This window comes from Haloarcula sp. CGMCC 1.2071 (assembly GCF_037078445.1).
Lineage (GTDB): Archaea > Halobacteriota > Halobacteria > Halobacteriales > Haloarculaceae > Haloarcula > Haloarcula amylolytica.
The window spans coordinates 220,176-233,271 of the sequence record NZ_JAYMGY010000003.1; the positions used below are offsets into that span (position 1 = coordinate 220,176).

Sequence of the window (13,096 nt, forward strand, 5' to 3'; positions counted from 1 at the left end):
GGAGTGTGCGCGGGAGGCGCGAAAAAGCGTGTCGTTCTCCCCCAACGGCGACGCGGTGCGACAGCGACGCGTAGTGTGGCGGCGGGAAGGGTGGAGAGTCGGGGTTCGGGTAAAAAGGAGGTGCGTCGTTAGTTGCTGAACTCGTTACAGACCGGGATACCGACCGTGTTGTAGTCGCTCATCGCGGCCAGTTCGTCGGGCACCTGGTGGATGTCGACCGTGTCCTCGACCAGCGCGGTCGGGTCGAGTTTGCTCGACTCCACCATGTCCAGCATTTCGCTGTACCGCGATGGCTGGAGGCCGAGCGACCCCTTGAAGTCGATTTCTTTCGCCACGAACTCGTCGGTCGGGAGCGACACCATCCCCTCCTCCTCGCTGGTGGTCAGTCCGATCTGGACGTGCGTGCCGCCTTTGCGGAGCGAGTTCACCGCGTTCTGGCAGGTCGTTGCGATACCGAGCGCGTCCGCAGACACGTCGGCACCGCCGTCAGTGATGTCCCTGACCTCCTTTGCGGGGTCGTCGACCTCCTGTGCGTTGACCGTGGCGACAGCGCCGAGGTCTTCCGCACGGTCCAGTTTCTCGTCCATCAGGTCGACCCCGATGACGTTGCCGCCGAGGGCGTTCGCGATGTGGACCGCCGAGAGCCCGATGCCACCGCAGCCGTGGATGACCACGTCGTCGCCGGCACTGACCGGCGCGCGGTGGGCCATCGCGTGGAACGAGGTCATGAACCGACAGCCCATTCCGGCGGCCGATTCGGCGTCGATATCGTCCGGGAGCGGAACGGCGTTGAGGTCGGCGTTTGGAATGTGGACCTCCTCGGCGAACGCGCCGGGAGCCTGGTTCATGAACCCGAGGCCGATGTGGTTTTCACAGATGTTTTCGCGCCCGTTACGACAGAGGTCACAGGTCCCGCAGGCGAAGTTGAACGGGATAGCGACCGCCTGGCCCTCCTCGACGTTTTCGACGTCCTCGCCGACGGAGACGACTCTGCCTGTCGGCTCGTGACCGAGGACGTGTGGCGGGTCGGGCCGGTAGCCGAACCAGTCCCAGTCCCCCTGCCAGCAGTGCCAGTCGGACCGACAGATACCACAGCCGATGACCTCGGCGACGGCACCGTCCGGCTCGGGCTCGGGGCGTTCGACATCCTGTACTGTTAGCGGTTCCTGAAACTCTTCTAGTAGTACTGCTTGCATTACAGTATTAACATTGAATATCTTACTAATGAATATTATGGTTTTTCGACTACACTATTTTTATACGAAGGAAGTGTCCTGTCCAGAGTATCGGAGATATCTGGTGGCTGCCGAATAAGTCTAGATATATTTAAAAAGGCCAGCCACTACTTCGAGGACCAGTAGTATATGTCAACGATATCTATGTCGGCTCAATCGGAGGAGCTTCGAGAAAGCAGGCGAGAAACGATTGCGTCAGCGGGCAATCCTCAGTTCAGCCAGCCGTAGTCGCCGTCGGCGTCGCCAAAGCGGCCATCCGGCGGGTCGAAACGATAGAGGTCCTGTCCGAGTGCGGCCCACGCGAGGCCGTAGACGGTTGCCGTTGCTGGCTGGAGTTCGAATCCGAGAAACGCGATGGTCCCGACTCCCAGCAACACGCCCAGCCAGGGTGGCTGGATGCGTGTCCTGACGAGGCCGGCAGCGACCAGTATCGACCCGCTGACCAGCACGAGCACGCCGATTCCGATGACCGCCTCGCCACCACCGTCGAGGAGGCGGACCAGTTGCCCGGCCGCGAAGACGAGGCCGCCGAGGCCGCCGACCCACGCGCCAACGGTCCCGGGCCGCTTCATCCGTGCGCCGTAGAAGTCCTCGACGGCGTAGTGGCCGACCACGATACCGAGTGTAGAGATGACGATACCGGCTATGATTGGCAGGTTCGTTGCTGTCTGGTCGGTCGCGGACAGCGCAACGGCCCAGCCGATCCAGACGATACCGCCAACGGCAGCAACCATACCAGCGCGCTGACACCGTAGCTTCGCCATACGGGCGAGTTGGCGGCGTGCTACAAATGCACACCGGACCTGTAAACGGCGTCGCTGGTGACCCGGGTTCGGTGTGGCTCGGTCGCACGCCACAGACCGGCCGGGGGTTTCGCAACAACTTTGCACTGGCCGGTCCGTCGGTCCCACATGAAACTCGCCGGCATGGCCAGCAACCGCGGCCGAAACCTCATGAACATCGCGGACCGCGCCCCGGGCGGGGCGTCCTTCGCCGTCGTTCTGACCAATGACGCCGACGCGCCGGTGCTCGAAGCAGCCGCCGAGCGCGGCATCCCGACCGAGGTCGTCGAGCGTGACGCGGACGAGTCGCGCGAGTCCCACGAGGAGCGCGTTCTCGACGCGCTCTCAGAGTACGACTTCGACCTCGTCACGCTGGACGGGTACATGCGCGTCCTCAGCGAGACGTTCCTCGACGAGACACCGACCGCGTTGAACGTCCATCCGAGCCTCCTGCCGAACTTCACCGGGGCGAACGCCCACGAGCAGGTGCTCGACGCCGGCGTGAAGGTCACCGGCTGTACCGTTCACGTCGTCGACCAGAGCGTCGACGGCGGCCCCATCGTCACGCAGGAACCCATCCCCGTCTTCGAGGGTGACGACGAGGACAGCCTCAAAGAGCGCGTGCTGTACGAGGGTGAGTTCACCGCTTACCCGCGGGTCATCGAGTGGTTCGCGGAGGACCGCGTCACCGTCGACTGGGATGCAGGCACGGTCTCAGTGGATGGCGACGACGGCGGCGACTTCCCCGCCCGCCGCATCGTCTCGGACGACCTCGCCGCGAGCCTGCGCTACGGGGAGAATCCACACCAAGACGCCGCGCTGTACACTGACACGACCGTTTCCGAGGCCAGCGTTGTCCACGCTGACCAGCTCAACGAAGGCGCGAAGGCGCTGTCGTACAACAACTACAACGACGCCGACGGCGCGCTGAATCTCATCAAGGAGTTCGAGGAACCGGCCGCCGCGGTCATCAAACACACCAATCCGGCTGGCTGTGCGACCGCCGACTCCGTGGCCGACGCCTACCAGAAGGCCCTGTCGACGGACCCGATGAGCGCTTTTGGAGGGATTGTCGCCTTGAACCGCGAGTGCGACGCCGCCACCGCCGAGCAGATCATCGACTCTTTCAAGGAGGTCGTCGTCGCGCCCGGCTACACCGACGCCGCGCTCGACGTGCTGTTCGAGAAGGACAATCTCCGCGTGCTGGATGTGAGCCCCGGGGACGGCCGGACGGGCGAGTCCGGTCGGTCCGAGAACTTCGAGGTCACGGACAGCCTGACCGAGAAGCCCCTCGTCGGGGGGCGACTGGTCCAGGAGCGTGACTCCCAGCACCTCTCGGCCGACGACTTGGAGGCCGTCACCGAACGCGAGCCGACCGACGAGCAAATCGAGTCGATGCTGTTCGCCTGGCACACGCTCAAGCACGTCAAATCAAACGGCATCCTCTTCGCCGACAGGACGGAAACGGTCGGCATCGGCATGGGGCAAGTATCCCGCGTCGACGCCGTCCGGCTGGCCGCGATGAAGGCCGACGAACACGCGGAGGGGAAAGATGCCGAGGGCGCAGTGATGGCTTCGGACGCCTTCTTCCCGTTCCCGGACGGTATCGAGGAAGCCGCCGACGCCGGCATCGAGGCGGTTATCCAGCCCGGCGGCTCGAAGAACGACGAGAGCGTCATCGAGGCCGCGGACGAACACGACATGGCGATGGTGTTCACCGGGCAGCGGTCGTTCAGACACGACTGAGCGACAGTCTAATACTCGATAGACGAGTCCAAAGTCTATCGGTGGTTTAGACGGACTGACGGCGGGCTTTTCGGCAAGTCTTCTCCGGGCTGACTGTCGGCAACGAAAGACGTTTCATACCGGCTATTCAACCAGCGACCGATGGCAGACAATGACGAAAGGGAAGAGGCGGTTCGCGACGCTGTCGATGTCTCCCGGAGCGGCGCACCGGCGGGCGGTCGCGTCATCCGGGACCGGTTCTCGGCGGACGAGATCTTCCAGCGCATCATCGTCGCGGCCGACGAGGAGGTGACAGTCGGGACTCGTGAACTGTTCTTCGCCGGCGTCGCGGGCGGGTTCGCTATCACGGTCACGTTCATGTTGTACGCGTCATTGTACGCGAAGACCGGCGGCGACCCGATACTGAGCGCGCTGTTGTACCCGCTCGGATTCGTTTTCATCATTCTTGGGGATTACCAGCTCTACACCGAGAACACGCTCCCGCCGGTCGCGCTCGTCCTCGAACGGCTGGCGAGTATCCCGTCGCTGCTCCGTATCTGGGTCGTCGTCCTGGTGTCGAACGTTTTCGGCGGAATGCTCGGGGCGCTCGCGCTGGCGACGACCGACGTTCTCTCCGAGGACGCGGCGGCGGCCGCCGCCGGCTTCGCGCAGAAAGCCATCGCGACGTCACAGCTAACGCTGTTCTCGAAGGCGGTGTTCGCCGGCCTCATCGTCGCCGGCGTCGTCTGGGTCGACTACTCGTTGCGGGACAGCATCTCCCGGCTCGTGTTGATCTACATCGCCTTTCTGGCGATTCCGTTCGGGAACCTCTACCACGTTGTCGTCTCCGCGACGGAGATGTTCTACCTCGTGTTCATCGGCGAGCTGGCGCTGTCTGTCGGCCTCTGGCAGTTCGTTCTCCCGGTACTTCTCGGCAACTCCGTCGGCGGCGTCGTGCTCGTGACCGTCGTCAACTACTTCCATACGACCGAACGGCGGCTCGAAACGGCGCGGGATCAGGGGTCCAAGCGCCAGCTCACAATTCGGGAGTGGATCTGGGGCGGGTGGTCCGCTTCGGGCCGCTCGTACGTGCCGGCGACCGACGAAGTCCCCCGAAGCGATCCGGAATCGCGAGAGAACAAGCGCTGACACAAACCATTTCAACGCCCTCCGGCTATCGTTGGTGTGAACTGGGTGAGAGATAACCGGCTGCTGCTTCTGTTTGCCGCCGTCGTTCTGACGACGCTGGGGGCTGTCGGGCTGGGAATCGTCGGTGTCGTCGCGACAGTCGGGGCGCTTCTCGGCGGCGGCGCGGTCATCGAGACCTTCGCCGGGTTCCTGCTTGGCACATTGCTCCTAGTGGGCGTAGACATCGTCTTCTCGGTCGCGCTGGTCCGTGCGCTGGCCCGGCGGGCGTCGGTGCCGAAGAGCCAGCGCGTCGCTGGTGGGCTCACCCGTCTCGAATCAGTCGTGCCACCGCTCGCGTCGCTCGGCCTCTCCGACGTGTTCGCACCGCCGGAGCCGACAGTTGAGGAGCGACACGAGGCGTTGACGCGCCGGTACGTCGAGGGGGACCTCTCCGAGGCCGAGTACGAGCGGGAACTGCAGGCGCTTCTCGGCGAGTCAGAGAACCCGGATTCTGAACTGCTGGACGCCGTCGACATGGAGACCGACCTGTCGCGGACCGCGGCGACCGACGCCGAGTACGAACCGGCCCGGGAATAGCACTGAGCGGGTTTTACATAGTCGCCCGACGACGGGTCGCGTATGGACGCACCCACGTTTCTCGAAGTCGAGGTGGAGCGGGACGCTGTCGCCTCGGCGCTCGACGCCGTTCCCGGCGTCGCCGTTGCCGACGACGACGCTGCTGTCCCATCACCAGCGGGGCCGGACGGAGCCGAGGATTCCGGCCCGGGTCTAACGGACCGCCTCAAGTCGCTGTGGCGACAGTGGGGACTCCTCGGCACGGGGCTGTCCCTCATCGCGCTCGGCGCGGCAACGGCCGGGCTCTGGTGGTACCGCCGCCGCAACGCCGACGGAACCGATGCCGGGAGCACCGCCGGGGACGCGTCGGAATGGGCCACGGAACGTCCGGACGAGACGCCACCACCGGCTGAACCGAGCGTTGACACGCCATCACCGGCCGAGACGGAGTTCGAGCCGACAACCGTAGTGGAAGATGTCGACGAAACGCCGACTCCGGAGGCGCAGGAAACGTCGCTGGCCGCAGAGATGCCACAGACTGAGTCCGAGTCCCGACAGCAAGACACTGAGACGGGTTCGGAGCTATCTGGCGCTCCCAAGTCAGAGACCGAGACGGACACTCTGGAGCAAGCGGAGACGGAGCCCGCTGAGACGGATACGGACGAGCGACCGGAGGCGAAGATCGACCCGGCACCGCTGCTGGGTGCCGCGTTCCTGATTCTGTCGAGCGCGCTCGGTCGGTGGGCCACGCGCGACCGCAGCGACCAGCCGTAATTTCGCCGGCAGGTCAGTGGGGGACCAGTTGGCTACGCGGGCTGTTCGTGGCGTCTTCGCGGCGGACACACGTAACAGTCCGACAGGCTAAAGCGAACGGCTCCGATAGCCCGACCATGGAGTTCCACGAGGCCGCGAACTTCCTCTTCGAGTTGCGCCGGTTCGCCTCGCGACCCGGTACTGCTGCCACGCAGGACCTGCTATCGTCGCTCGGTGACCCACAGGAGGGGCTTCGCTGCGTCCAGATTGCGGGGTCCAACGGGAAGGGGTCAACCGCGCGAATGGTCGAACGAACGTTGCGGGAGGCCGGCCTCGATGTCGGACTGTACACGTCCCCGCATCTCGACGACGTGCGCGAGCGGATCCGGATCAACGGAAGGAAGCTCTCCGAGGCCGCGCTCGTCGAGTTCGTCGAATCGGTTCAGGCGTACGTGACCGAACAGGGCGCGGCCAACGATTCGCCTACCTTTTTCGAGACGATGACTGCGATGGCGCTGTGGGAGTTCGACCGCCAGGACGTAGACGTTGCAGTGCTGGAGGTCGGTATCGGCGGCCGATACGACGCCACGAGCGTGGTCGACCCGGTCGCAAGCGCCGTCACGTCCGTGACGCTCGAACACACCCACATCCTCGGCGATACCGTCGAGGAAATCGCCCACGACAAGGCCCACGTCGCCCCGGACGGCAATCCGCTGGTGACCGGGACGACAGGCGACGCGCTCGCGGCCGTCCGCGAGTTCACCGACGATGTCGTGACCGTCGGGAGCGCCGTCGAGACAGACCAGAACCCGTCCGAGAGCGAGGCCGATATATCCGTGAGCTACGGCGGTCGTGAAGGCCTGGAGGGGGCGGTCTCGGTCGACGGCCCCGACTGGAGCGTCGATACCTCCCTCCCGCTGCTGGGCGCTCATCAGGCACAGAACGCCGGAATCGCGGCCACGCTGTGCCGTCAGGTCGCGGACGTCTCGCAGACGGACCTCGAACGCGGACTCCGAAACGCTCACTGGCCCGGTCGGTTCGAGGTGATGAACGAGTCGCCGCTGGTCGTCCTTGACGGGGCACACAACCCCGGGAGCATCGAGCGCACCGCGGAGACGCTGTCCTCGTTCGACTACGACGACCTCCACGTCGTCATCGGCGCGATGGTCGACAAGGACCACGAGCGTATCGCCGCGGCGTTACCGGGCCCTGACCACGTCGTCGCTTGCCAGCCCAACGTCGACCGGGCCGAGTCCCACCACGTCGTCGCGACCGCGGTGGAGAACACGACCGACGCCACCATCGAGACGCGAAGCGACGTCTCCGGGGCGCTCGATATCGCACTCGACGCCGCGGACTCCGGTGATGCAGTCCTCGTGACCGGGTCGCTGTACGCCGTCCGGGAGGCCCGGACCGGCTGGTCGCGCTCGCTGGTCCCCAAGCAGGTCGACTCGCTGGCCGAGGCCCGCGAGACTATCGAGAGCGCCCACGTCACCGACACCGGGGCCTGGCGGATGCGGGGGAAGGGCGTCCACCGCGTCCTGCGCACCCGCGTCCAGCCGCGACAGGCCCAGTACCTCAAGGAGGAACTGCTGTCCCTGGGCGGCGAGTGTGCGATTTCCGGCCTGAACGACCAGGACGAGGAGTCCCTCGACGTGGTCATGATGGCGACGATGGCCCAGTACAAGCGCCTCGCGGAGAAGCTGGACGGCCAGCCCTACGGGCTCGCGTCGTTCGCCGACGAACTGCGGGCGGCGCTGTCCATCCAACAGTCCGAGCCCGACACGTCGGCAGCGTATCCCTGGGACGACGGGACGGCCGTCATGGGTATCTGCAACATCACGCCGGACTCCTTCCACGACGGCGGCGAGTACAACGCCGTTGAGGACGCTGTCGCCCGCGCTGAGCAAATGGTCGAGGACGGCGCGGACATTCTCGACATCGGCGGGGAGTCGACCCGGCCCGGTGCCGAACCGGTCCCGGTCGAGGAGGAGATCGACCGCGTGGTGCCGGTCATCGAGGCGCTTTCGGAGCTGGACGTCGCCATCTCCGTCGACACGCGGAAGGCCCCTGTCGCGCGGGCGGCACTCGACGCCGGGGCAGACATCCTGAACGACGTGTCCGGCCTCGAAGACCCCGAGATGCGCCTCGTCGCTGCCGAGTACGACGTGCCGGTGGTCGTGATGCACTCCATCGAGACGCCGGTCGACCCCGACAGCGACATCCACTACGACGACGTGGTGCAGGACTGCATCGACCAACTGACAGAGCGCGTCCTGCTCGCCGAAAAGGTCGGACTCGACCGCGAGCAGATCATCGTCGACCCGGGCATCGGCTTCGGGAAATCTGCCACGGAGAGCTTCGAACTGCTCGACCGCCTCCCGGAGTTCGAGGCACTCGGCTGTCCCGTCCTGGTCGGCCACTCCCACAAGTCGCTGTTCGGACTGGTCGGGCAGGAAGCGGGCGACTGTCTTGAGGCGACTATCGCCGGGACAACGCTGGCGGCCGAACGGGGGGCCGACATCGTTCGCGTCCACGACGTCCCGGAGAACGTTGCCGCGGTTCGGGTCGCTGAGGCAGCTCAGAACCCGGAGAAATTCGAGGACTGAGCGGCGCTGTTTGTCCGTAATGCCACCGGACCGAAAGCACTTACGCCACCACCGAGCACCGCTGGTATGGATCAGCGAGACGTTGTCCGCGAGGGGTACGACGAAATTGCGAGTACCTACGCCGAGAAGCGGGACGGGAACGGTCGCGAACGGACCCTTGTCGAATCGCTTGCAACGGCCCTCCCTGATGGTAGTCGTGTCCTCGATGCGGGCTGTGGTGCGGGTACGCCGGCAATGGAAGTTCTCGCCGATCAGCACGATACCATCGGACTGGATATCTCAGCCGAACAGCTCCGTACCGCTTGTGATACTGTCGACTCCGACGGACTGGTCCGTGGTGACCTGGCGACGCTCCCGTTCGCTGACGGTACGTTCGACGCTGTTGTCTCCTACCACGCCGTCATCCACGTCCCGAAAACCGAACACACCGCCGTCTTCTCGGAATTCAACCGCGTGCTCCGGTCCGGGGGACGACTGCTGGCCGCACTCGGTGACGACCCGTGGGAGGGTACCAACGACGACTGGCTGGACACCGGTACCGCCATGGCCTGGAGCTTCCACGGGCGAGAGCGTAACGCTGACCTGCTGACTGACGCCGGCTTTCACATCGAGTCGGCCGAGTCGGTCGACGACGAGCTTGGGGAGACCTTCGCTATCTTTCAGGCACAAGGGTAGAGCGCCAGCGTTCCCAGACTCCGGGCAGCCGTATCAGAAGGACCGTCCGAATCGCGATTGGTCGGGAGATTCCGTTTCGAATTACTGACGAATATGTATGATACCACCATCCCACCCGTAATATTCGGGGTGTCCCTCGATAATACTTTCAACAATGAGAATCGGGAGCGAACATATAAGGTTTGTATCGGTGGAGGTCCGCCATGGAATTACGGGACGGGAGTAAGAACTCCCGAGAGCGTATCAACTCTTCTGACAGAAAAGGGGTCGACGGCGGAACGCTTACCGATCGTATCGGACTGGACGCCGAAGAGATCCGCTGGCGGAAGGAATTCACTGGATTTGACGAGTCGGATATCGATAATCTCACTGCGATGGAGGCGAAGACGAACGCCCGGGCCGAATCTGTCGTCGACGACTTCTACGATCACCTCGAATCGTTCGACGAAACCGTCGAGATTTTCGGGCGGTCCACCAAGTCGGTCGACCAGCTCAAAAACACCCAGTCGCAGTACCTCCGCGACCTCGTCGCCGGGACCTACGACAGACAGTACTTCGAGAACCGGGCCCGTATCGGGAAGATTCACGACATGCTCGACCTCGGCCCGAAGATCTATCTCGGGGCCTACAGCATCTACTTCGAACATTTCCTGCGGACAATCGTCGAGGACTTGCAGTCGGGCGACGCCGCCCGGGACGAGGCACTCGAAGAGATGCGGTCGCGTGCGCTGTCCGTGTTCAAACTCCTCAACCTCGACCAGCAGGTGGCGATGGACACCTACATCGACTCGTACAGCCAGCGCCTGGAATCGGCAATCGACGACCAGCAAGCGCTGATGGAGGAGGTCGAGAGCGGACTCCAGCAGCCAATCGACGAACTGAGCGCCTCAGCCGAGGAAGTCGCCCAGACGAACCAGCAAATCACCGACACAGCCGAGACACAGTCCGAGTCGATGGACGAGGTGGCGGGCGAAGTCGCGGATATGAGCGCGACCATCGAGGAGATCGCCTCGACCGCCGAGGAGGTCGCGAGTACCAGCACGTCGGCCGAGCGGAAGGCCGAACGCGGGAACGAAGCCGCACAGCAGGCCGCGGCTATGATGAACGACGTCGACGACGCCGTGGACACGGTTTCCTCGGACATCGCCGGCCTGCAAGAGCAGGCCGACGAGATCGACGACATCGTCGAAGTGATAAACGATATCGCGGACCAGACGAACATGCTCGCTCTGAACGCGTCTATCGAGGCCGCACGCGCCGGAGAAGCCGGCGACGGATTCGCCGTCGTCGCCGACGAAATCAAGACGCTCGCCGGGGATTCTCAGGAGCACGCGAACCGGATCGAAGACACCGTCACGGAGATCCAGGACGAGACCGTCGACGCCGTCGAGAGCCTCGAAACCGTGACAGAGCAGGTGACGGAGGGCATCGATCAGGTCGAGACGGCGGCCGAACAACTCGAAGAGATCGTGTCGGCAGTCAACGAGGCAGCACAGGGCATACAGGAGGTCTCGGCGGCCACCGACGACCAGGCGGCGTCGACCGAGGAGGTCGCCAGCATGATCGACGAACTGTCGAGCGGCATCGACGACATGACGGCACAACTGGACGACCTCGCGGCGACGAACGAAGAACAGACGGCGAAGATTCAGGACGTGGCCGAGACCGCGCGCCGGCTCGATACCGACACGGAATAAGATCGACCTACAGTCAGCGCGTCTGGCTTACTCCTCGACTTCGGGCGGCTCGACGGCCTCGGCCTCCGTCTCGGTCACGCGGATGCCCTTGGAAGCGAGGTGGCGCATCTGCCGGCGGACGAAGTCCTCTTCTGTCGTCCCCCGCGTCGCGAGAATGACCATCCGGGCGTCGCCGGCGGGGCGCATCGTCCGCCCGGCCCGCTGTGCGCCCTGCCGACGGGACCCGCCCAGTCCAGACGCGACGAGCGCGAGTTCGGCGTCCGGCAGGTCGATGCCCTCGTCGCCGACGCGGGAGACGACCAGCGTGTTCAGTTCGCCGCGGCGGAACTCGTCGAACAGCTTTTCCCGGCGGGCGTGTGGCGTCTCGCCGCTGATAAAGGGCGCGTCGATGGCCTCGCTGATGGCCTCGCCCTGGTCTAAGTACTCGATGAACACGAGCGCCTTCGCGGCCGGATTCTCGGCCAGTGCGTAGCGTATCTCGTCGATTTTCCCGGTGTTGCTGGCGGCGGCCTGCCGGCGGTCGTGGCCCGACGTGGAGCTGTATTCGGACTGCTCGGTCTCGTTGCCCCACGGTACGAGGCGGATTTCGACCTCGGGTTCGGCCACGTAGCCCTCGTCGAACAGTTTCCCCCAGTCCGTGCCGATTGGCGGGCCGATGAGCGTGAATATCTCCTCCTCGTCGTCGCTCTCTCGGGTCGGCGTGGCGGTCAGGCCCAGGCGGTGTTTGGTCTGGAGGTCCGCGCTCCGGCGGTGGATGGGCGACGGGACGTGGTGGACCTCGTCGAAGACGATGAGTCCCCACTTGCGCTGGTCGAACAGTTTCCGATGGCGGTCCATCCCGGCGGTGCGGTAGGTAGCGATGGTGACCGGCCGGATGTTCTTCTCGCCGCCGTGGTACTCGCCGATGTCGTCGTCGGTCAGCGAGGTATGCCGGACCAGTTCGTCGTGCCACTGCGTCGCGAGTTCGCGCGAGGGGACGAGAATCAGCGTCTCGCCGCCGACGGCGGCCATCGCGCCCATCGCGGCGACGGTCTTGCCCGACCCGGGCGGGCCGACGAACACGCCCGAGCCCTGTTCGGTGAACCGCTCCACCCAGTCCTGCTGGTAGTCCCGCAGGCGCAGGCGGAGGTCCATCTCGATGGCGTCGCCGGTCTCCAGGTTCCGGTCGTCCCGGACTGGATAGCCCGCCTCGTACAGCGTGCGCTTGATCTCGGCCGTGGCGTCCTCGTTGACCCACGACTCCGAGTCCGAAATCGGAGCCCGGAGGTGGTCGTCGTCGAGTTTCGGCCGGGCGACGTTGCCCATCAGGTCGTCGCTCTCGGCTTCGAGGACGACGTAGCCGTCCTCGTGGGTCGTCAGGCGGAACTTCCGGGCGCGTTCCCACTGGCTCGTCACCCACTCTTCGAGGTGGGGCGAGCGCTCGCCCAGCACGTCCCGCATCGTCGTCAGGAGGTCATCAAGGGACTCGTGGGGGGCGGCCCAGATGTCCTCCTCGCGGAGTTCGTACACGTAGCCGCCCGAACGGTTGGTGTCCTGCAGGCGCGCGAACTGTGAGAGTTGCGCCCGCGTGAACTGATCGGGGTGTTCGACAACGACTTCGCGGCGGTCGGGAAACAGGACGACGCGTTCGCGGTCGGTCACCTCGGCGATATCTGCCGGATACCATACAGACTCGACCTCGGACACGTCCTGGCGCTCGATGTCACCGTCGTCGGCGAGGCGGTCCAGTGCTTCCCGCGCCTCGTCGGGCGTCAGATCCGTCTTCCGGGAAAGTTCTGTCGCCGTCAGGTGTGGACGGCCGACGGCGTCGATAGCGTCGTAGACGGCGTCGAGTTCGAGTTCCGCGAGGTCCGAGTCGTCGTCTCGGTCGGCTGGCTCCTCGGCTGTCACTACTGATTGGTGGGTGTCGACGCTCA

The 13,096-nt window shown here is 65.0% G+C and carries 10 protein-coding genes; 7 read left to right on the forward strand and 3 right to left on the reverse strand.

The window, feature by feature from the left end; translation table 11 throughout:
* Positions 1–128: 128 nt before the first annotated feature.
* Together VI234_RS08500 and VI234_RS08505 are read right to left on the reverse strand one after the other, a co-directional pair.
* Positions 129–1,196, reverse strand: a complete 1,068-nt coding sequence (locus VI234_RS08500; RefSeq protein WP_336329742.1) for a zinc-dependent alcohol dehydrogenase family protein — start codon at positions 1,194–1,196, stop codon at positions 129–131.
* A gap of 248 nt (positions 1,197–1,444) precedes the next feature.
* Positions 1,445–1,999: a hypothetical protein gene (locus VI234_RS08505; protein WP_049942933.1), complete on the reverse strand. Its 555-nt coding sequence runs from the start codon at positions 1,997–1,999 to the stop codon at positions 1,445–1,447.
* Between the two features lie 147 nt (positions 2,000–2,146).
* Between VI234_RS08505 and purH the strand changes: the two genes are divergently transcribed.
* The 7 genes from purH (at position 2,147) to VI234_RS08540 (ending at position 11,180) form a co-directional block, all read left to right on the forward strand.
* A complete protein-coding gene (purH, locus tag VI234_RS08510) occupies positions 2,147–3,763 on the forward strand; it encodes a bifunctional phosphoribosylaminoimidazolecarboxamide formyltransferase/IMP cyclohydrolase (protein ID WP_336329743.1) in 1,617 nt (538 codons plus the stop codon).
* A gap of 141 nt (positions 3,764–3,904) precedes the next feature.
* Entirely contained in the window at positions 3,905–4,891 is a 987-nt protein-coding gene (locus VI234_RS08515; RefSeq protein WP_336329744.1) for a formate/nitrite transporter family protein, read from the forward strand.
* Between the two features lie 36 nt (positions 4,892–4,927).
* Positions 4,928–5,467: a hypothetical protein gene (locus tag VI234_RS08520; RefSeq protein WP_049942934.1), complete on the forward strand. Its 540-nt coding sequence runs from the start codon at positions 4,928–4,930 to the stop codon at positions 5,465–5,467.
* Between the two features lie 42 nt (positions 5,468–5,509).
* On the forward strand, positions 5,510–6,220 hold the full coding sequence (locus VI234_RS08525; protein ID WP_008310188.1) for a hypothetical protein: 711 nt from the start codon (positions 5,510–5,512) through the stop codon (positions 6,218–6,220).
* Positions 6,221–6,336: 116 nt separating this feature from the next.
* Entirely contained in the window at positions 6,337–8,808 is a 2,472-nt protein-coding gene (gene folP, locus VI234_RS08530; protein WP_336329745.1) for a dihydropteroate synthase, read from the forward strand.
* A gap of 66 nt (positions 8,809–8,874) precedes the next feature.
* Positions 8,875–9,483 carry a class I SAM-dependent methyltransferase gene (locus VI234_RS08535; protein ID WP_336329746.1) on the forward strand — a complete coding sequence of 203 codons (609 nt, stop codon included), beginning with the start codon at positions 8,875–8,877 and terminating at the stop codon, positions 9,481–9,483.
* Positions 9,484–9,686: 203 nt separating this feature from the next.
* Positions 9,687–11,180, forward strand: coding sequence for a globin-coupled sensor protein (locus tag VI234_RS08540; RefSeq protein ID WP_336329747.1), 1,494 nt, complete (start codon positions 9,687–9,689; stop codon positions 11,178–11,180).
* A 27-nt stretch (positions 11,181–11,207) separates the two neighbouring features.
* Here the strand turns inward: VI234_RS08540 and VI234_RS08545 are convergent, their stop codons facing one another.
* Entirely contained in the window at positions 11,208–13,070 is a 1,863-nt protein-coding gene (locus VI234_RS08545; RefSeq protein WP_336329748.1) for a DEAD/DEAH box helicase, read from the reverse strand.
* Positions 13,071–13,096: the final 26 nt, after the last annotated feature.